Below are 19,923 nucleotides of genomic sequence, written 5' to 3'. Positions count from 1 at the left end.
CCATTGTGCAAATATAAAATAATAAGTCAGGAATGACCATCAAGGTATTCCTGACTCTAGTCCGGATCTGTAACCTTTTAACCTTTCTTTCCTATATTGTGGGTGTTTGTATCGTTATCTTCTTTCCAATATCCCGAAACTCAAGTGTCATTGTCATAGGATCGGACTTCGCTTTATTTTTCGCTTCAATGGTCGCTTTCACCAGAGTCTTATCCGACTTTCGGATATAGAGCGTATACTGGAAATCGGTCCAAAATGCTTCCATCATTTGGTTTTGTACCACAGGTTTTAACTGGCATATCCAAACTCTTTCATTATTTACTTTACCCTGCCCGCTAAGCACCACCTCTCCAAGCTCCTTCATTTGTAGTGAAGATAAGGGGCTGAGCTCCGCCAGAAAGACTTCCTGAGCCGCTTTGCCATTGGCAAATTTGACCCACTTTTTACTGAAAGGATCTTTGCTGAAGGTAGAATCACCGATTTTGACCAACTCAACCTCACTTCCGGTCAGCTCTCCCACAATCCGGGCGTTTCCTCCATCCTTTTCTCCCTGCACCTGGGCAAGTATCCGATTCTTCCCTTCAACCCATTGATATTGAGTCAAACTATAGTGAAAAGAGGTCGCCGCATTCAATCGTTCTAAGCTGTTCGTAACAAGCTTAGTGGGGTCTGGAGGCTTAAAAAGCCAGCCAACGATTCCCCCCAACAATACGATGCTTATTCCGATGATAACCCATAATCCCCTTTTCTTCATAACATGCCCCCCTGGCGGAGTTCTTACCTACTATTATGTCACTTCGGCTTGCTCTATTCCTAGACATAAAGAAAACGTCCTTATTTCAAGACGTTTGATGCCTAGCTATGAAGTTTACCCTAATAAATACTTTTCTATTTCACTAAAAGAATTGCCAAAAGTAACTGCTGAGATTCTTTCACCTTCTGCAAACAGGTTTTCATTGTAGGTCTTTTCATAACAGGCAAGCATACTATCAAAATTTTCCACTTGATTTATAATTATTTCCGGCTTGTCAAAACCTTCCTTTTCCACCAGGACTCCCACGAATCGGTAATCAAGCTCTTTCGCACGCTCAAAGGTATTACTTAAATACTCAATTGTTAAGGATTCCATCACAATTCTCCTTTTTTCCTTCTCTTTAGGGCTCTCTTGCGAAGAATATCTAATATTCGTCCTTTTCGTAATGTCCGAACGTCCTAATTTTATATAAGCCAAAAGCCACGTTTTATTTAAGAAAAGAACAGATCGTTAAAGAAAAATTTAATGGCCAAGCCTGCCAATCACTAAAGAACATGCGCCTCCTCCGGCAATAGTGATCTTTCAGATTAGATTTAGTCGTACTCGTATTCCGGAAGATTGTATTGGGCTAATTTCCGGTACAAAACGGACCGGTGAATCCCCAAAGCCCGGGCAGCCTGCATTTTGTTGCCTTTAGCAGCATGCAGGGCGTCAAAAATAAGATTTTTTTCCGCTTTAATTAATCCTTGGCGAAGAGTATGCGGTCCGTCGACAGCGTTCTGCAGCCCTGCCTCCCGGACCAACTGCGCCGGAAGATGTTCCAAATCAATATAGTCATCCGTGCAAAAATTAATGATCCGCTCCAGAATATTTCCCAACTCCCTGACATTTCCCGGCCAATTGTAAGATTTCAGAACCTCCAGGGCCTGAGGGGAAATGCCTTTAATCTGCGTCTTCAAATCTCTGTTGAGTTTGGAAATTAACTGATTCGCTAAAGGCTCAATATCATCGGACCGTTCTCGAAGCGGAGGCAGTTCAAGAGATATGACATTAATTCTGTAAAAAAGATCCAATCTGAATTTATTTTCCTTGACCAATTGCTGTAAATCCCGATTGGAAGCGGCAATAATGCGAACGTCAACCCTAATAGGTTGAGTTCCCCCTATCCGTTCCACCTCCCGGTCCTGAATAACTCTTAAGAGCTTAGCCTGCATGCTGAGGCTCATATCGCCGGCTTCGTCAAGAAAGATCGTACCTCTATTGGCTAACTCAAATTTACCCGGCTTACCCCCTTTGCGTGCTCCGGTAAAAGCGCCTTCATTGTAGCCGAAAAGCTCACTTTCCAGCAATTGCTCCGGAACTGCAGCACAGTTGATCTTGATAAACGGCCCTTGGCAGCGTGGTCCTGAATTATGAATAGCATTAGCGAAGATTTCCTTACCCGTGCCACTTTCACCGCTGATCAAAACTGTCGACGACGATTGGGCGGCCCGGGCCGCTATCTTTTTAGCTTTGGCTATAGCCGCGCTCACACCAATAATATCCTCAAAGGTATAGTTGGAAACGTGGATTTTCCTTAACTCTTCTTTATAATATTCTAAGTCATTCTCTAACTGAATCATCTTCTTTGTGAAAACCCTGGCAACCTCCATATCTTTAAACAGGGTTTTACCGATAGCGCCAATGATCCTGCCGTTATTCCTGATAGGCACCCGCATCATGATGAATTCCCGCTCGCGGACTTTCCAAAGCTCTGCAAACTGCGGATTGCCTGTCCGCACAGTCTCAGGCAACTGGGAACCAGGCGTTATCTCCAAGACATGTTTGCCAATAACCTCCTCCAGACTTCGCCCGACGACATCCAAGTAAAACTGATTCATCATGACAACATGGCAGTGTTCATCGACAACAACCAGCCCTTCGTGGGGATTCTCTATGACTGCTTCTAAGGTCGCCTTTAGTTTTTGAGTGGAATGCAGCTCTTCGCAGACATTTTCCAATTCTGTAATATCCTGAAACACCGATACCGCGCCGATAATCGCTTCTTTCCAAATGATAGGGGTCCGGTTGCTGATTAAAATTTTGTCGCCAAGCTTTTCTTTATCGGCCAGAAGAGCAACACCGCTTTGGGCTACGGCGAATAAGGCGGAGTTCGGTACCAGGGCATAAATGTGCCGGCCCAGGAATTTTTCCGCCCGGCAATTAAAAATCCGCGACCTTAACAGGCGAATGACTTATCCTACCTTTTCCAAATTCCAGGGATCATAGGCGAACTCCCATTCAAGCAGGTCAAGTTTGACGATAACGTAATCGCCAAAATCATCCCGGCCCAGACGCATTACCCTGCCCTGGCGGTTGTTGTGGGTAATGACGAGATCGCCTACCAGAATCATGCTTTTTTCCTTATGAGGCACAAAAATCCCCCCCTTTGCTTAAAGTAAAACTACAGGAAACAATAGCCATCGTTTCCTGAGCAATCATCAACTCTTCATTGGTGGGAATAACCAGAACACGACAGGCTGCCCCGTCCTTCGAGACATCTGCCTGTTGGCCGTGCACCTTGTTTTTTTCCGGATCTATTTCCGCACCCAAATAATTTAAGTCACGGATGATCACTTCGCGCATCGAGGCCGAGTTTTCACCAAGACCTGCCGTAAATACAATAGCGTCCGCACCGTTCAGGACCGTTGCATAAGCACCAATATAATGTTTAACAACATAGGCAAACATGTCGAGGGCCAGTTGGGCCCGTGAATTGCCTTGTGAGGCTGCGGCTTCAATATCGCGAAAATCGCTGCTCACGCCGGAAATGCCTAAAACACCACTTTTTTGATTGAGATAATCATTGATTTGATCAACGCTCAGTTTTTCTTTTTCCATAATGAAGGTCACTACGGCAGGATCTAAGTTCCCCGATCTGGTCCCCATCAATAGGCCCTCCAGGGGCGTAAAACCCATAGACGTTTCCACCGATTTGCCGCCCTTTATGGCAGCAATTGAGGAGCCGTTACCTAAATGACAAGTAATAATTTTGCTTTCGGACAAGGGTTTTCCCAGCATTTATGCCGCCAGGATACTGACATATTTGTGAGAGGTGCCATGAAAACCGTATTTGCGGATTTTATATTTCTCATACAATTCATAAGGTAAACCGTAGAGAAAGGCTTTCGGCGGCATAGTTTGATGAAAGGCAGTGTCAAAAACCGCTACTTGAGGTACCCCGGTCATAATCTTTTTGCAGGCTTTAATCCCGGCAATATTTTTGGGGGTGTGCAGGGGAGCCAGCTCCGAGCATTTATCAATGGCCTGAATCACAGCATCATCGATTAAAACAGAAGCAGCATATTTTTCCCCGCCGTGGACCACCCGGTGTCCGATGGCGCTAATTTCCTGAAGATTGTTGACTGCCCCATATTTAGGATTCGTTAAGGTTTCTAAAACCAGGGCAACAGCCTGGGTATGGCTGGACAGCTCCCCTAAAATAACCTTTTGCAAATCACCCCGTTTATGAGTTAATTTAGAACCCGATAAACCGATTCTTTCGATCAAACCTTGAGCTAAAACACTTTTGTTCGTCATGTCAAGCAATTGGTACTTGAGAGATGAACTACCACAGTTGATAACCAGCACCTTCATGACTAATCCTCCTCACAAACATCCCTTTTCCGCTTCTAAGATTTAGCGGGGTTACTTTGTAAACACAAAATAGCAAGAATGTTGCCAATTATCATTCAATAGCTTAGACAAAGTAATATATCAAAAAAAGTGCCTATTAAAGGCACTCCTATCCTCTCGGTCATGAGTTTGGGTTAGAAAAGAGATCCAAAGCCGGAGAAGCGGTGTCCTAATTGAGAAACGCTCGACAAACCTCTCTCCGACTCTTTCCCCCTTTAGATCAAGGATATCCATCCTACTGTCGTTGCAGAACGACACTGTCGTTTTACAACGACTTTTTCCTGGTTAATCTGCTGACAAGTTTTTCAAGCACACAAATGACAAGCTACGAAATGATTGGCCTCTACCTTGATTAGTTCAGGATTTTCTCTTGAACATTTCTCTGTACCTAGGGGGCACCTAGAGTTAAAAGCACATCCACCAGATAGCGCGACAGGACTCGGCGGCTCTCCCTCTATTATTTTAATTTCAGTATTAATTTCTCCCCTGACCGGAAATACTGAGGCCAGTAATGCCTTAGTGTAAGGATGAGCCACCTTTTCACAAAGTACCGCACTGTCAATGACTTCGACAATCCTACCGAGATACATGACGGCGATTCTATGGCTAATGTTTCTAATCAACGCCAAATCATGTCCAATAAAAATATAAGACAAACCCTTTTCCTTTTGGAAATCCACCAAGAGCCGGATCACCTGGGCCTGTATTGAAACATCGAGTTCTGAGGTAACTTCATCACAAACCAGAATCCTAGGCTTTAAGGATAGAGCCCTGGCTATTGCCGCTCTTTGCTTTTGTCCCCCGCTTAGCTGATGCGGGTACCTGCCGATAAAGTCCTCCGCAAGACCAACCATCTCAAGCAACTTTTTTGCTTCCTCCATAGCCTGGCGTTTATTCATAAGCCTGAAGTTTAAGAGTGGCTCGCATACCGTGTCCCCAATCTTCATACGAGGATTGAACGATGCAGATGGATTCTGAAATATCATCTGCATCATTTTTCTATTTTGTCGGAGTTCTTCACCCTTCAACTGGGTAATGTCTCTATTTTCATAAAAGATATGACCCGTGGTCACGCTATCCAAACGCACGATAATCTTTGCTAAAGTACTCTTACCACAACCGCTTTCTCCAACTATGCCTAAGCTTTGCCCAGAATATAACTCTAAACTCACCCTATCAACCGCGGTTAGTTTTTTGCCGCCTGCCAAAGCAAACTGCTTGGTAATATTTCTTATTTCCAGTATTGGTAGTGGAGCTTTAAACAAGACGGCATCCTCCCAACTCAGGTATGGCAGATATCAAATTTGCAGTATATTCATGCTGAGGATGATTAATCACCTGAGATTTCGTACCCCATTCCACTAATTCACCTCGCCGCATTACTCCAATGTTATCGGCCATATAGGCTGCTACACCTATATTATGGGTAACTATAATAATACTTGTCTTAAACCGATTTCTCAATTCCATCATTTCTCTTACGACCTGAGCCTGAATAGTAACATCGAGAGCACTCGTAGGCTCATCAGCTAAAATAAGCTCCGGCTCCATAGTCATCGCCATGGCAATGGCTACTCTTTGTTTCATACCACCGCTCAATTGAAATGTATAGGAATTCATGACCCTTGCTGCATCGGGCAAGCGCATTTTCCCCAGCATATCGATAGCTTTTTCATAGGCCTCAGCTTTTGAACTGTCCAGATGACACTGGATACTTTCGATAAACTGACTTCCTATTTTTCTGACAGGATTAAGCGATCCGCCAGGATCCTGAAAAATCATGGCTATTTTATTACCACGTAGTGCTCTCCATTCTTTCCTGGAATATTCCAAGAGATTTCTGCCTTTAAAAATTATCTTCCCGCCAGTAACCATTCCTCCAAGAGGAAGCAAGCCCAAAACGGCACGAATAAGCGTCGACTTTCCACTGCCGCTTTCTCCCACTATTCCTATTATTTCCTTAGGCTTGACTGCTAAATTCACTTTTCGCACGACGGGTCCCTGTCCACCATAGGCTATTGACACGTTGTTTAATAATAGAATTTCCATGGCATCATTCCAGGTTCACCCTATTATTGAGTAAATAGTACTCAACAGGGTACATTTTTAGGCCACTCACTGTTTTCTTGCTAATTAGATTGAGCGACGGAGTAACAAGGAAGAGATCCGCATTGTCATTCAAGATAATTTGCTGCGCTTGGGTCGCCAGGTCATACCTTACCTGAGTGTTGTGTTCCGAGCCGAGCTTTTTAAGCAAAGCATCAACTTCCTGGTTACTATATCCGCCATAATTTGCGCTTCCGCCTGTTTTAAAATACAGCGTTAAGAAAGACTGGGGATCCCCTGTCGTCGCTGTATTAACATTATAAAGGCAGAGATCGAAATTTTTGTTTTTCAGAACTGTGGCCACAGATTCATAGGTTTCCAGCTTAATGCTGATCCCAATATCTTTAAGTTGAGACTGAATCGCTTCTCCAAGAACCGGAAGCTCTGCCCGAGTTGTATAAACTGCCAATCTCAATTCTAGTTTTTGGCCATTTTTCTCTAATATTCCGTCCTTGTCTGTGTCTGCATAGCCCGCATCGGCCAGCAGCTTAACTGCGGCTGCTTTATCATAGGAATATCCTGTCAACTTTTTTGCTCCGAAGGGCAAAGATGCCGGGAAGGGGCCGACTGCGGCGACAGCGGTGCCTTTCAAGAGAGTTTGGGCATAGGTTTCTCTGTCAACGCCTAAGGCGATAGCCTTGCGTACCGCCGGATCTTTTAAAAACTCATTACTCAAATTTTCATAGGCCATTATAATCCGAAGGCTAGGAATTTTGTCCACATTATAATTCGAATTGCCTTCATAAAGAGATATATTGCTGCTTGAAATATTGTTGGCAACATCAATTTCTCCATTCTGCAAGGCCATTGAACGAGTATTATTATCTTTAATGTATTTAAAGGTCGCTACATCGATAAGAGCTTTTCCGCCCCAATAGTCCTCGTTTTTCTCTACGACTACTTGTTTATTTTCCGAATAAGATTGAACTTTAAACGGACCTGTTCCTATCGGAGCTTGGGCAAAAGTGTCAGTCTTCGCTGTGGTGTCCACAATGATAGCAAGAGGATCGGCAAGGTTGCCAAGTAATTCTTCATAAGGAGTTTTTGTAGTTAGCGTCAAATCCTGCCCATTGGCTGTCATTGAAGCGATTGGCAATATTTCCGCTGTTCTGGGATTCAGTTTTAACGACCGTTCGATCGATGATTTAACAGCTTCGGCCGTGAGGTCTACGCCATCTTGAAATTTAACCCCTTGCCGGATGTGAAATTTCCATGTTAAATCATCGAGTCTATTCCATGAATCCGCCAACAGCGGTTCTATTTGCATGGTATCTGTGAATTTTACTAAGGTTTCGCCAACACCAAACTCAAAAACATACCAGCCATTAAATTCCAGTGCCGGGTCTAAATTCGTCGGAAACTGTCCCAAGCCAAAGACGATGCTTTAGGTTCTCCACCGGCAGTTTTAGCACCTGAGTTACTATTGCCGCATCCTGCGAGGCTTGTACACAATAATATCAGGACAAGTAAAAATGCAATCTTCTTTTTCATTTCATACCCTCCACGTAGTTTTTAATATACTTTGTTTGGGTCTAATATATCTCTCAGGCCATCGCTCAGTAAATTAAAGATCACAACCGTAATAAATATTGCCGCACCGGGGTAGATCATCAACCCGGGATCTGTCTGCATATTGTTCCTGCCTTCGCTGAGCATATAACCCCACTCGGGAGTTGGAGGCTGAGCGCCAAGGCCTAAAAATGAAAGAGCTGAAATTTCGAGCATCATTACCCCTATGTCCATCGCCGCCATGACAATAAGCGCTGGGATGATATTGGGCAGAATATATTTTAAAATGATTTGATACTGTTTAGCTCCTCCCAATTTAGCAGCTAGAACATATTCTTTTTCTTTGTCTACCATTACTAAGCCTCGACTTACCCGCGTATATTTAGGCCAGCTTACTGCGGCTAAAGCAATAACAACATTCATCAAGCTGGCTCCAAGCACTCCGGCAATGGCAATCGCAAAAACCAGACCTGGAAAGGCGAGAAATACGTCTGATATTCTCATGATGAGGGTATCAACCCTGTTTCCTATATACCCAGCCATCGTACCGATTACCGTTCCAACTGTGAAAATAATAGCAACCAGGCAAAAGGTCAATTTTATCGATGTCCTTGCGCCATATAATAATCTGGAAAGCAGACATCTGCCCAGTTGGTCTGTTCCAAGGGGAAACTGAGCGCTGCGCCCTTGCAGTGTGTGGGTCAGATTGCTTTTCAAAGGATCATTAGGAGCTAAATAGGGTGCTAACAAACTGACAGCAACTAACGTCAGAGCTAAAACCATTAAAAAAACAAATGATTTATTTTTAATACAGAATAATTTAATCTCCACCTCATCCCTCTTTTCCCAAATGGATGCGGGGATCTAAAAAATAATAGGAAATATCCACCACCAAATTGACCACTACATAAATGATCGCCATCCAAACAACGTAACCCTGAATCAGAGGATAGTCTCTGCTGAATATGGCATCGACAGCCAATTTACCCACGCCTGGCCAAACAAAAATAGTCTCAACAATAGCGGCCCCTCCCAATAATGAACCTACAGATAACCCTAATAAAGTGACAATTGGCAGCAATGATTTCTGAAGGATGTGCTTTAATAATATCACTTGATCTTTAAGACCTCTGGCTCTAGCCCCAACGACATAGTCCTCACCCATCTCTTCGAGTATAGCGACTCTAAGTTGTCTTATATATTTTGAGGCCATTGCCATCGCCAAAGTAACCGTTGGCAAAATCAGACTCGTCCCGTCTGATTTCCCCATAATTGGCAATAGCTTAAGTTTAACGGAAAAAATATACATCAATCCCAAACCCAAGCCAAAGCCCGGCACAGATATTCCTCCAAAGGACAGCATTCTAATGATATAATCTAAAACCCTATTCCTATAAAGCGCCGAAATAATACCCAAAGGCAGTGCGATGGCCATCATCAACAGCATTGACGTCCCGGCAAGCTCAAGCGTCGCCGGCATTCTTGCCAGTATTACATCGGAAACAGGCCTATTATATTGATAAGAGACGCCGAAGTCACCTCGGGCCGCCTCCGTTAACCATTCCCCATAGCGCGTTAAGAACGGTTTGTTCAGTCCCATTCCTTCTCTCACTTTTTCGACAAGCTGGGGAGTCGGCGTCACTCCTGTTGCATTAAGCATGAGCTCAGCCGGGTCACCCGGAGAAAGATAGGTTAAGGTAAATGTTAAAAATGAAATTCCCAATAGAACCGGAATCAACTGCAGCAGCCTTTTCAAGATATACCTTCGCAACTTGTTTCCTGCTCCCTCCGTTGCTGTCTTTACTATTTCGTAGCACAAATTGCAAACATAGGTGTCGGGTAATATAAGATTTGTTCTATTTCATCATGAACTAAAGGACTTATGTTTTCTTCAACTTCTATCTGTTGAAAGCCGCAACTGCGAAAGGCGTATTGATCCCAAGACGGACGCATCTCGTACGTCAATGGCAGCTTCCGGGCGATGGCATCGCTTTCTTCCTTTTGCTCTGGTGTAATCGTATCCTGATAACCCTTTTCTAGAGCAAGCCGCCGGTATTTATCACTCAGAATTTTAAATTCCGGATTGCTCAAGTGCAAATACCAATTAGCGTCAAACACCAACACCTTTCCTGACGGTTTTAAAAGCCTATACCATTCCCGATATACTTCTAAAGGGTTGGGCATCAGCCAAGTGACATTTCTTGATACAATCGCATCAAAGCTCTCATTCGGCAGATCAATAGCATGAGCATCCGCTTTAAGAAAGCGAATATTTTCTCCAGCCTCAGCGTTTTTACCAGCTTGAGCCAACATATCCTGGCATTTATCTACTGCAGTCACCGAATAATTCAGGCCTGCTAAAACAATAGCAAAGAAACCTGGTCCGGTTCCCACATCTAAAACCTGCAGATTCTCTCCTTGCCCGATATATTTAAGCAACAACGACTCCCAGGCTTGTTTTTTCTGACAGGCCATTTCCTCTTGAACAGCTTCGTTATAACCGTCAGCCCGTTTATTCCAATACTTTTCAATCTGTTTTTCCAGCATAATTTATCCCCCTTCATTGTATTAAAATCGCACCACTTGCCTTTGACCACGCTCAATTCGCCAATATTTTCAGCAGCCAAATTTTCTATTCCTAAATCTAAATTTATCACTGAAACGCTCCTGCTAATCAAACATATTTGGCTACTTTTCGATAACCAGCATAAACATCGGAGTGGAGCGGTGGATAACCCTCTGCTTTTCGTCATAAACCTTGTCTCCGATATCCGTTTCATAGTAAATTTTTCTGTAGCCGAGTTCTACTAGGGCATTAAAATCCCACTGCGGCCTAATCCTCTGGCACATAGGCATACTTTTCCGGTATTCAATCATTTCAGCGGTATAGCCCGGCGGCTCCTCACCAAACAATCTCGTATATTCTCTGACATCCTCCTCATATTTTTTCTGGTATTCTTCATTAAATAATCTTCTGTTCCAATTAGCATCGAAAATAATAATTTTACCATTAGGTCTTAGAACTCTTTGCCATTCAGCGTAAGCTTTATAGGCATCAATTAGAGTCCAGGTAACGTTTCTGCTGATAATAAGGTCAAAGCTCTCATCGGCAAATTCCAGATTTTGCCCATCCGATACTCTAAAGTCGGCGGTTATACCGGCGGCTTGGGCATTGGCTTTGGCCTCGTTAATCATAGCCTCGGTACAATCAATGGCCGTCACCCTATTCCCCGCCTGAGCCATGATGATGGCAAAAAAACCCGGACCGGTGCCGACATCCAAAACATCCTTTTTTGTAGTTTCTCCTGCGTTTTCCAGGATGATCTTTGTCCAAGCCTGCTTTTTAAAGCAGTTTAACTCTTCTTTGACGATATTGCTGTAGTTGTGGGAACCCTCTGTCCAATTCTTAATCAGCTTTTGTTCACGATCCATTGCCTTCACCTCTGCTTAAAATTTTGGCAACAGCTCAGCCGGCCGCCAAAAGAGACCGCTCAGCTGTTGCCAGTAGGTATTTATTTTACGTCAAGCTTCTGCCATTCGATTGGCGCATAGTTATTGACTCCGATCTCAAATCCTTTGATTTTATCGGTATTGACAGCGAAAGAAGTGATGGGATAGTAAATCGGAATAGTCAGGGCTTCGTCACTGATAAATTTAAATACCTGATCGTAATTCTTTTGCCTTTCTTTTTCATCGACAGTATTTAAAGTTTTTACGATGTTGTTATACAAGCCTTCGTCATACCAGGCCACTGCAGCTTTGCTGGTGGGACGGATGGAGAAAAGCTCCAGCAGTGAACCATGCGGCACCCAAGAGTCGGAAGATGTTCTCATCAGAGCCAGGTCGAAGGCTTTGGTATTCGTTGTGGCATCCTCGTAGCCGTTTTTATCCAAAATATTCAGATTTACTTTAATGCCCACTGCCGAAAATTCCGATTGAACGAATTCCGCCAGGGACTTCCATTCAGGAAATTCCTCCGTTGACAAGACAAAGTTAAACTCCAGGTTTTTGCCATTTTTATCGCGGATACCATCACCGTTCGTATCTTTATATCCAGCGGCATCGAGCAATTGTTTGGCTTTTTCCCGATCATTGGCAAAGCCGTAATTGTTTTCATCCGTCGTATAAGGAACACCTTTTTGATACAAACCCTTGGCTTCCAAGCCAAGGTTATCGAAAAGCTTCGTGGCAATGCTTTTTTTGTCGATGGCATAGTTCATAGCCAAACGAACATTTTTATCTTGAAATGCTTCCACCTTTTGATTAAAAGCAATAAAATGCGAGCACATAGTTCCTTTGGTGTAGATGCCAAATTTACCGGAATCCTTAAGCTCCTGGAGACTTTCCATAGGTATTTTTCCTATCAGGTCGCCGCCCAAAATGTCTACCTCACCGCTTTGCAGAGCTAAGACTCTGGCTTGTCCGTCTGTTATAACCTTAAAGGTTATTCTGTCCACCTTTGGTTTTTCACCCCAGTAATAGGGATTGGGGATAAGGGTAAATTCCTGGTCTTTTTTATAGGATTCCAGCATCCAGGGACCTGTGCCGACAGGCTTTGTGAATTTGCCCTTAGGATCTCCGGGAACCGCTTTGATAGAGGAAGGGCTTAAAAAACGCACAGGACGGGGATAGGTCAGTTCCGTCAAAATAGGATACGCCCCGCTTTGAAAGACAATTTTTACGGTATAGTCGTCAACTGCTTCCATACTCTGCACTTTATAGGCTGTCAAGATTGAATGGCGGTCGTCATTAACCCATCTTTTCAGGTTGAAAATAACGGCCTCCGCGTTAAAATCTGTTCCGTCGGAGAATTTTACTCCGTGCCGAAGTTTGAAAGTATAGGTCTTTCCATCCGGCGAAATGTCCCAGCTTGTGGCCAGTTGGGGAAGGATCTTGCCGCCTCCGCCGTCTTCGACAAAACCCTCATAAATCATCTTGTACAAGAAGTGCGGCCCGTTATAGGTCGCCGCGTCCAATTCCCCCATGGCTCCGTCACGATAGATCGCCACAACGACATTCTTGGCTTTCGTTTCTTCCGCCTTACTTGACGCTGTCGTATTTTGATCGCAGCCGGTAAAAAGCAAGCAGGCAGATAACAAAAACATTATCAAAGTTATTAAGGATTTTTTTCTCATGTTCTTCCCTCCGCTTAATTATGAATTTCTTTTAATGGCAAAAGTGGCAGGCAGTATAATGCTCGTTATTCTGAGATACTAAGGCCGGCTGCTCGGTTTCACAAACTTTTTGCACATCAAGACAGCGATTTTGGAAAACACATCCTTTCTCAGGTATTTTTAATGCTTCACCCTCTCGAAGCAGAACCCGGTTCTTCCCTCTTTTTTGCGGATCGGGAGCCATGGTTGCTGCGAGTAGCGCTTTCGTATAGGGGTGACATACATTATCATTGATGCTGGGGATGATTTCCACCACATTTCCCAGATACATGACAACCACCCGGTCGCATAGTTTATTAACCGCGGAGATATCATGGGAAATAAATAAATAGGTCAGCCCAAACTGCCGCTTCAATTCGCTCAGCAGGGTTAAAATTTGATTTTTTAAAGCATAATCAATGCTGGAAACCGCTTCGTCACAAACGATAAATTCCGGATTTAGGATCAAAGCCCTGGCGATGCCTACCCTTTGTCTTTGGCCCCCGGACATTTCATGGCTGTAGCGGGTCAGGTAAGTATGATTAAGCCCCACTCTCTCTAACATCGCTACAATTTTTTTCTTTTTCTCCTCTTCCGATTCCTGACTGTAATTGTTAAGAGGCTCACTGATGATTTGCCTAACCGTAAAATAAGGATTAAAGGCATTGGCAGTTCCTTGAAAAACCATCTGCATGCTGTTTCTGATCTGGCGCATTTGTTTGAAGGAGTAATCCGTTATATCCTGCTGCTTAAAAATAATCCTGCCTTGACTTGGTTGTTCCAACTTGAGTAGCATTTTTCCTAAAGTACTTTTGCCGCAGCCCGACTCGCCGACTAAGCCTAAGACCTCACCCTTTTTGACGGTTAAGCTTACATTATGTACGGCATAGATCCTGGGCTTTTCTTTGAAGTTATAACATTTGTAAAGTCCGTTTATTTCAATCAGATTCACGCTTTCACCCTTTTCTCATTTAAAAGATTGAAGCAAGCAGAGCTTTCGTATAATCATGTTTGGGCGATTCGAACACCTTATAGACAGTACCGCTGTCTACGATCTTTCCGTCTTTTAAGACATAAACATCATCCGCCATTTGAGCAACAACCCCCAAATCGTGGGTTATAAGAACAATAGCCAGACCTTCGTTTTTTAAGCGCACTAACTCATCAAGTATCGCGGCCTGGGTTGTTAAATCTAAGGACGAAGTCGGTTCATCAGCGATCAGTACCTGAGAATTGGCCAGCAGTCCCATTGCTACCATAACTCTTTGACACATCCCTCCGCTCAGTTCAAAAGGGTAGCTTTCCAGAATTTGCCCCGTATTTTTTAAACCAACGCGAGAAAGCACATCTTGGAACATGCATAGGGCCTCTTTAGAGCTGACCGCTATATTGTGACTGCGGATAACTTCAGAAAAGTGCTTCTTCACTTTCAGAACCGGATTCAAGGAACTCGCCGGTTCCTGAAAGATCATAGATATTTGCCGGCCTCTTATTTTTCTGAACTGACCCTCCCGCAGATTTCTGAGGTTAACACCGTTAAGCCAAATTTCCCCGCTGACAATCTTGCCCGGCTTCTCCACTAAATCGAAGATGGATAAAGACATGACCGATTTGCCGCTTCCGGAGCCTCCGACAATGGCTGTTATTCTGCCCTTGTAGACATCCAGGCTGATCCCATCGACAGCTTTTATTACCCGCTCTTTTAGGTAAAAGTAGGTTTTAAGGTTCTTGACCGACAAAACCGGTTGTTCAACCATCTTGTCCCTCAGCCTCCTTTACGATTGCCAAATCGGCCGAAGAGGGAAGGAGAACATCGTTGAGGCCTTCACCCAATATATTAAAGGCGAACACGGCAAGCATAATAGTCAAGCCGGGCCAGAGCAGCATTAAAGGGTTGGAGGTTAAGTACTGTCTGCTGTCGCTCAGCATAACACCCCAATCGGCAGTCGGCGGCTGAGAACCAAGTCCGATAAACGAAAAGCTGGCGGCGTGCATAATCACGGCGGCAATTCTGAGCGTAGCCAAGACAATGATAGGGGAAATTGCGTTCAAGGTAATATGCTTTAAAATTATCGATGTCCGGCTGCTTCCTGCAGCAATGGCCGCCAGGACAAACTCTTTTTCTTTGAGCTTGATAACCATGCTGCGGACAATTCTGGCAAAAGGAGCCCACCACAGCACGATAAAAACAATCATGATATTAACAATGCTGGGACCCAGGATTCCCACAATCGCTAAAGCCAAAAGGCTGGACGGAAAGGTCGAAGCGATATCCGCCAGGCGCATAATCATATTGTCCAGCTGTCCCCCCGCATAGCCCGCTATAATCCCAAGGGGAACTCCGATTGCCAGCATAAGGACTGTGGCTAACACTGCGGTCGTGAGGCTTATCCTAATCCCATAGATCAATCTGGACAAGATGCACCTGCCCAGTTGGTCTGTTCCCAAGGGAAATTTGAGGCAAGGCTTTAGCAATTTCAGGCTGAGGTCAACCGCATTAGGATCGTGAGGAGCTACCAAGGGAGCAAAAGCACCTGCCATTATAAAAATACCAATGATTATTAAGCCTAAGATTACTGATTTCTGTCTTTTCAATTTTGCTAGTATATTTGTGTTTAAAATTTCGGTCATCCCCCTCCAGATCCAAAGTATGTTATAGGAGGCTTATTGGCGGATACTTGCCGAACGACTCCTTTTATCAGTTGAGTTGGATCTTAGGATCTATATAAAGGTATAAAATATCCAATAAAAGATTTACGGCAATGAAGGTTATGGCAACAATCATTATATAACCCTGAATAACAGGCAAATCCTTGAGTTTAATGCTGTCGACCGCAAATTTTCCTATGCCATTCCAGGAAAAGATCGTCTCACAGGCAAACTGACCGGCTAAAAGCCTTCCGAAGTCCACTCCGATAAGGGTTATACAGGGAAGTATGGCGTTTTTTAAACCATGCCTCAGCAAGGCTGCGCTCTGACTGAGACCTCTGGCCCTTGCCGCCCTCATATAATCGTAATTCTTTATTTCTATAAGATTGTTACGCAGTACTCTCATATAGATAGCTCCATAGTTCACACTGAGAGTAAAGGCCGGCAGGAAGATATTTTGCAATTTACTGCCGGAAATAACCGGAAAAATTTTCAGCTGCACGGCAAAGACATATAAAAGCATTAGGCCAAGCCAGAAATCAGGCATTGTCGCACCGACAGTGGATATAATCCTGAAAAAGTGGTCCAGCAGCGAATCTTTATATCTTGCTGAGATAAGGGCTGCCGGTATCGCAAATAGAATTGAAATAAGCGTTGCCGCAAGCGATAACTTAAGAGTCGCCGGGAATCTTGACAATATTTCATCCGAAACGGGTTTTTTCGTTTGAAATGATAGGCCGTAATCAGATTTAGCCGCTTTGGTCAGCCAACTAAGATATTGAAGATACAGCGGCTTGTTTAGCCCCAACTCTTCCCGTACGGCCGCAATGTTTTTTTCCGTCACTTCTAATCCTTGACTGCGAATAGTTATCTCCGCCACATCGCCCGATGACATGTTGCTTAAGGAGAAAGCCAAAATACTGACGATAATCAGCATAGGAATTACTTGCAGCAATCGTTTTAAAATTAGTTTAAATTTTTTCATAGCCTTTCTCGCTTCCGTGCTTTTTCCAGGGTCGTTTTATCACCTGGGGACCACAACCATCCGGTTTTGAATTCTTTCCACGCTTACCGGAACTCCATAGGCCTGAGTGATATTTTCGGCGGTCATCACCTCTAAGCCGCCGGCCATAAAAACCTTCGCCTCCTGCAGCAGCAAGAATTTGTCCGAGAAGCGCAAAGCCAGATTAAGATCGTGCATAACGGCAACCACCGCAATATTTTTTTCTTTGGCCGCGGCCTGAATCGTTTTCAAAACCTCCATTTGATTTTTCAAATCCAAATTACTCGTTGGTTCGTCTAAAAGCAGAACCTCAGGTTCCTGCGCCAGAGCCCTGGCAATAACGACCTTTTGCAGTTCTCCCCCACTCAATTCATCCAAGTAGCGCAAGGCAAATTCACTCAGGCCTGTTTGGGCCAATATCCCCTGCACCAAGGCCAGATCGGCCGTTGTGGCCTCCCACTTGATATAGGGTTTCCGTCCCAAGAGCACGGCGTCAAAGACGGTCTGGCGGCCGCTCTCAAACTTTTGCGCGACATAGGCCATTTTAAGGGCCACGGCCAAGCGGCTAAGCTGGGATACTTCTTGTCCGTCCAGCAAAATGCTTCCTTTTTTCGGGGACAAAATTTTGTTTAAAGTCTTGAGCAAGGTTGATTTTCCAGCGCCGTTGTTCCCTAATATGGAGAGGAACTCCCCGCGCCGCACGCTAAAGCCCACGTTCTCTAAAATTTTCCGGCTGCCATATTGGAATTCAATCCCATTAACCGCTAAGATCATCGCAGCTTGGACCCCCTCAGCAAAAGATAGAGAAAAAGCGGCGCTCCCAGAAAAGAGGTCACCGCTCCAACCGGCAAAATTACAGGCGCAATAATCCGCCTTGCCAAAGTATCTGCGGCCAGCAGCAACAAAGCTCCCATCACCCCGGAAGCCGGAATCAGGAAACGATTGTCTCCTCCGATTAAACGCTTCACAAGGTGTGGGGCCACCAGACCGATGAAAGCTATAATTCCCAGAAAGGAAACAACAGTAGCCGTAATCAAAGAGGCCAAAAACATTCCCCATTGTCTCGTTTTTTCTACATTAACACCCAGCCCTTTGGCAGTTTCCGCTCCACTGTCCAGGGCATTGTAATTCCAACGGTTAAAGAGGAAAAAAAGCAGGGCGCCTGCGACTACGCAGGACATAATCCCCAGTTCACCCCACGATGCCCGCCCGACATCGCCGAAGGTCCAAAAGACAACGGCGGCTACGTTGACGTCGTTGGTGAAATACTGCAAAAGCATGGTAGAGGCTGAGAAGAGAGAGCCTAAGGCGACTCCGGCCAAAACCATAGACTCCGGCGATACACCCTTATACTGAGCCAGAAAAATAATGATCATGGTCGTAAGCATTGCCGCTACGAAGGCGGAAATTGTGACAAGATAGGGACTATTAATCAGTATCGTTCCCCCGCCGCTGCTTGAAGAACTGCCGGCTCCCCAGCCGATAATGGCCAGCGCAGCCCCAAAGGCTGCGCCTTGAGCAATTCCCAGAGTGCTGGGAGAGGCTAAGGGGTTTCGAAGAATAGTCTGCATGACTGCCCCTGCCACCGCTAAGCCTACTCCTGCTACCATAGCAGCCAAAACCCGGGGCAGGCGAATTGACCAAATAATGATCTGAGCATGCCCTTCAGTTTGACCGAATAACGTAAGCATCACTTGCCAGGGTGTAAGATCGGCCGAACCGGCACTAATGGCATAAAGGGCCAGCAGCGCCGTTATCAGCACCAAAATCAGCAGCATTAATTTTTTCTTCCAAGTATATTTCAAATAAGAATCTATCCCGCCATTAAGCATGCTTTCACTGCCGGCCAACCGACTCACCTGCCCAGTTCGAGCTTTTTAAAACCGCCAAGCTCGCGCTCCATCTCGGCATAAAGCGGTTTACCTAAAAGGAACTGATATATTTCATCACTTTTCTTAATGGGGTCAATGTCTTGAAACTGTTGCGGAAAAACAATCTTTCCCGCATAATAAGCGTCTGCAAAGGCCGTATCAATATTAGTGGTATAGTTGTTGTAGGGAATCTGGCTGTAAACCTGGCCTTTCTTCACCGCACTTAACGATTGATAGAAGGCCGGGTTTTTCTTATAATCGTCCGCAACGACCGAATAACCGCCCTCATCAAGGAACAAAATATCCGGGTCCCAACTGATAAGTTTTTCTTTATCGATCGTTACGCTGCCGTTTTGCCCCGTTTCATCGACGACATTTTTGGCCCCAATAAAGGCCAGCGGCGGATATTTGGCCTGAGAGTATTCGATCCCATGGGCTCCTTTAAAGCTCACGGCACCAACATAAACTTTCGCTTTATCCCCTGCCGGAACACCCTGCGTCCGTGCGGCCAGATCCTTTTCATTTTGTTTAAGATAAGCCACGACGTCTTCAGCTCTTTTTTCTTTCCCAATGATCGTGCCGATCAAATTTAGGGAACGGTAAAGATTATCGTCAAACACCGACGCCCCATTGGTCACACTGCCATAGCTCAAAACAACCACCGGAATTCCCGTTTTAGCTTGAAGTTGATCCGCCTTCTCTTTATCGACCAGAGTGCAGACGAAAATCACCTCCGGCTTGGCATTGATCAGGCTCTCCTCATTGGGGGCGGTATCCGGTCCACCCTGCCCTATCGTGGGCAGCTTCTTTAAATCCGGATAAGCCATCATGTAAGATCTTCCCGGCGAGGATTTTCTCTCAATGTCTTCAATGCCTGACACCATGGATGTCCCATCATCGTAGATCACCAATCGCAAGGCGCCCGGGCCAATCGCCGCGACCTTTTGGACAGGTACCGCTATCTCAACCTCTCTCCCGAGCAGATCCGTTATTTTTTGTTTTTGAGCCTGAGCCGCCGCCGGAACTGTTCCCGCTTCTTTGGAGCCTGCAGTTCCGCCGCATCCCGCCAGAAACAGCAGGGACATAAGCAGAGACAACAGTAATGTTACTTTTTTCATTGCAGATCCATCCCCCTCATACCTACAGTACATTTTAGCGAACCTTTAGCAAAAGCAATTTAGCCCAAATGCCATAATGTACTTT

20 protein-coding genes and 1 pseudogene are annotated in these 19,923 nt (G+C 44.8%); all 21 read right to left on the bottom strand.

Annotation, left to right across the window (positions count from 1 at the left end):
- Positions 1 to 91: 91 nt before the first annotated feature.
- Positions 92 to 754, bottom strand: a complete 663-nt coding sequence (locus REC12_RS09245; protein WP_308893811.1) for a LolA-like protein — start codon at positions 752 to 754, stop codon at positions 92 to 94.
- Between the two features lie 114 nt (positions 755 to 868).
- Positions 869 to 1,129 carry a hypothetical protein gene (locus REC12_RS09240; RefSeq protein WP_308893809.1) on the bottom strand — a complete coding sequence of 87 codons (261 nt, stop codon included), beginning with the start codon at positions 1,127 to 1,129 and terminating at the stop codon, positions 869 to 871.
- Positions 1,130 to 1,347: 218 nt separating this feature from the next.
- The gene (locus REC12_RS09235; RefSeq protein ID WP_308893806.1) at positions 1,348 to 2,754 is read right to left on the bottom strand and encodes a sigma-54 interaction domain-containing protein; all 1,407 of its coding nucleotides are present in this window, start codon (positions 2,752 to 2,754) and stop codon (positions 1,348 to 1,350) included.
- A 234-nt stretch (positions 2,755 to 2,988) separates the two neighbouring features.
- On the bottom strand, positions 2,989 to 3,168 hold the full coding sequence (locus tag REC12_RS09230; protein ID WP_308893805.1) for a hypothetical protein: 180 nt from the start codon (positions 3,166 to 3,168) through the stop codon (positions 2,989 to 2,991).
- Positions 3,158 to 4,390, bottom strand: a pseudogene (locus REC12_RS09225) (acetate/propionate family kinase). The gene REC12_RS09230 and the pseudogene REC12_RS09225 overlap by 11 nt, the downstream one beginning before the upstream one ends.
- Before the next feature lie 344 nt (positions 4,391 to 4,734).
- Positions 4,735 to 5,694, bottom strand: a complete 960-nt coding sequence (locus tag REC12_RS09220; RefSeq protein WP_308893803.1) for an ABC transporter ATP-binding protein — start codon at positions 5,692 to 5,694, stop codon at positions 4,735 to 4,737.
- On the bottom strand, positions 5,687 to 6,478 hold the full coding sequence (locus REC12_RS09215; protein WP_308893802.1) for an ABC transporter ATP-binding protein: 792 nt from the start codon (positions 6,476 to 6,478) through the stop codon (positions 5,687 to 5,689). The genes REC12_RS09220 and REC12_RS09215 overlap by 8 nt, the downstream gene beginning before the upstream one ends.
- 4 nt (positions 6,479 to 6,482) lie before the next feature.
- On the bottom strand, positions 6,483 to 7,904 hold the full coding sequence (locus REC12_RS09210; protein WP_308893801.1) for an ABC transporter substrate-binding protein: 1,422 nt from the start codon (positions 7,902 to 7,904) through the stop codon (positions 6,483 to 6,485).
- Positions 7,880 to 8,026 carry a hypothetical protein gene (locus REC12_RS09205; protein WP_308893800.1) on the bottom strand — a complete coding sequence of 49 codons (147 nt, stop codon included), beginning with the start codon at positions 8,024 to 8,026 and terminating at the stop codon, positions 7,880 to 7,882. The genes REC12_RS09210 and REC12_RS09205 overlap by 25 nt, the downstream gene beginning before the upstream one ends.
- A 21-nt stretch (positions 8,027 to 8,047) precedes the next feature.
- Positions 8,048 to 8,875, bottom strand: coding sequence for a nickel transporter permease (nikC, locus tag REC12_RS09200; RefSeq protein WP_308893799.1), 828 nt, complete (start codon positions 8,873 to 8,875; stop codon positions 8,048 to 8,050).
- 1 nt (position 8,876) lies between these two features.
- Positions 8,877 to 9,815 (bottom strand): nickel ABC transporter permease, encoded by a 939-nt coding sequence (gene nikB / locus REC12_RS09195; RefSeq protein ID WP_308893798.1) that lies wholly within the window; start codon positions 9,813 to 9,815, stop codon positions 8,877 to 8,879.
- A gap of 32 nt (positions 9,816 to 9,847) precedes the next feature.
- On the bottom strand, positions 9,848 to 10,591 hold the full coding sequence (locus REC12_RS09190) for a class I SAM-dependent methyltransferase (protein WP_308893796.1): 744 nt from the start codon (positions 10,589 to 10,591) through the stop codon (positions 9,848 to 9,850).
- Positions 10,592 to 10,732: 141 nt separating this feature from the next.
- Complete coding sequence (locus REC12_RS09185) at positions 10,733 to 11,476, bottom strand: class I SAM-dependent methyltransferase (RefSeq protein ID WP_308893795.1); 744 nt, start codon at positions 11,474 to 11,476, stop codon at positions 10,733 to 10,735.
- 80 nt (positions 11,477 to 11,556) lie between these two features.
- The gene (locus REC12_RS09180) at positions 11,557 to 13,179 is read right to left on the bottom strand and encodes a nickel ABC transporter substrate-binding protein (RefSeq protein ID WP_308893793.1); all 1,623 of its coding nucleotides are present in this window, start codon (positions 13,177 to 13,179) and stop codon (positions 11,557 to 11,559) included.
- A gap of 31 nt (positions 13,180 to 13,210) precedes the next feature.
- Entirely contained in the window at positions 13,211 to 14,149 is a 939-nt protein-coding gene (locus tag REC12_RS09175) for an oligopeptide/dipeptide ABC transporter ATP-binding protein (RefSeq protein ID WP_308893792.1), read from the bottom strand.
- A 19-nt stretch (positions 14,150 to 14,168) separates the two neighbouring features.
- Entirely contained in the window at positions 14,169 to 14,954 is a 786-nt protein-coding gene (locus REC12_RS09170; RefSeq protein WP_308893790.1) for an ABC transporter ATP-binding protein, read from the bottom strand.
- The gene (locus REC12_RS09165) at positions 14,947 to 15,828 is read right to left on the bottom strand and encodes an ABC transporter permease (protein ID WP_308893788.1); all 882 of its coding nucleotides are present in this window, start codon (positions 15,826 to 15,828) and stop codon (positions 14,947 to 14,949) included. The genes REC12_RS09170 and REC12_RS09165 overlap by 8 nt, the downstream gene beginning before the upstream one ends.
- A gap of 67 nt (positions 15,829 to 15,895) precedes the next feature.
- Positions 15,896 to 16,831, bottom strand: coding sequence for an ABC transporter permease (locus REC12_RS09160; RefSeq protein ID WP_308893786.1), 936 nt, complete (start codon positions 16,829 to 16,831; stop codon positions 15,896 to 15,898).
- A gap of 39 nt (positions 16,832 to 16,870) precedes the next feature.
- Positions 16,871 to 17,623 (bottom strand): ABC transporter ATP-binding protein, encoded by a 753-nt coding sequence (locus REC12_RS09155; RefSeq protein WP_308893783.1) that lies wholly within the window; start codon positions 17,621 to 17,623, stop codon positions 16,871 to 16,873.
- The gene (locus REC12_RS09150) at positions 17,620 to 18,681 is read right to left on the bottom strand and encodes a FecCD family ABC transporter permease (protein ID WP_374214193.1); all 1,062 of its coding nucleotides are present in this window, start codon (positions 18,679 to 18,681) and stop codon (positions 17,620 to 17,622) included. Before REC12_RS09150 ends, REC12_RS09155 begins: the two co-directional genes overlap by 4 nt.
- Before the next feature lie 23 nt (positions 18,682 to 18,704).
- Complete coding sequence (locus REC12_RS09145; RefSeq protein ID WP_308893780.1) at positions 18,705 to 19,838, bottom strand: iron ABC transporter substrate-binding protein; 1,134 nt, start codon at positions 19,836 to 19,838, stop codon at positions 18,705 to 18,707.
- Positions 19,839 to 19,923 lie beyond the last annotated feature (85 nt).

The sequence above is a fragment of the Candidatus Desulfosporosinus nitrosoreducens genome, from assembly GCF_030954495.1.
Lineage (GTDB): Bacteria > Bacillota > Desulfitobacteriia > Desulfitobacteriales > Desulfitobacteriaceae > Desulfosporosinus > Desulfosporosinus nitrosoreducens.
This window is presented reverse-complemented; position numbering and strand designations above follow the sequence as displayed.

Excerpts from the sequence above, each read along its gene's own strand:
- REC12_RS09245 (WP_308893811.1), bottom strand. The coding sequence starts at position 754 with ATGAAGAAAAGGGGATTATGGGTTATCATCGGAATAAGCATCGTATTG.
- REC12_RS09180 (WP_308893793.1), bottom strand. The coding sequence starts at position 13,179 with ATGAGAAAAAAATCCTTAATAACTTTGATAATGTTTTTGTTATCTGCC.
- REC12_RS09155 (WP_308893783.1), bottom strand. The coding sequence starts at position 17,623 with ATGATCTTAGCGGTTAATGGGATTGAATTCCAATATGGCAGCCGGAAA.
- REC12_RS09215 (WP_308893802.1), bottom strand. The coding sequence starts at position 6,478 with ATGGAAATTCTATTATTAAACAACGTGTCAATAGCCTATGGTGGACAG.
- REC12_RS09190 (WP_308893796.1), bottom strand. The coding sequence starts at position 10,591 with ATGCTGGAAAAACAGATTGAAAAGTATTGGAATAAACGGGCTGACGGT.
- REC12_RS09145 (WP_308893780.1), bottom strand. The coding sequence starts at position 19,838 with ATGAAAAAAGTAACATTACTGTTGTCTCTGCTTATGTCCCTGCTGTTT.
- REC12_RS09170 (WP_308893790.1), bottom strand. The coding sequence starts at position 14,954 with ATGGTTGAACAACCGGTTTTGTCGGTCAAGAACCTTAAAACCTACTTT.
- REC12_RS09185 (WP_308893795.1), bottom strand. The coding sequence starts at position 11,476 with ATGGATCGTGAACAAAAGCTGATTAAGAATTGGACAGAGGGTTCCCAC.
- REC12_RS09165 (WP_308893788.1), bottom strand. The coding sequence starts at position 15,828 with ATGACCGAAATTTTAAACACAAATATACTAGCAAAATTGAAAAGACAG.
- REC12_RS09240 (WP_308893809.1), bottom strand. The coding sequence starts at position 1,129 with ATGGAATCCTTAACAATTGAGTATTTAAGTAATACCTTTGAGCGTGCG.
- REC12_RS09205 (WP_308893800.1), bottom strand. The coding sequence starts at position 8,026 with ATGAAAAAGAAGATTGCATTTTTACTTGTCCTGATATTATTGTGTACA.
- REC12_RS09160 (WP_308893786.1), bottom strand. The coding sequence starts at position 16,831 with ATGAAAAAATTTAAACTAATTTTAAAACGATTGCTGCAAGTAATTCCT.
- REC12_RS09150 (WP_374214193.1), bottom strand. The coding sequence starts at position 18,681 with ATGCTTAATGGCGGGATAGATTCTTATTTGAAATATACTTGGAAGAAA.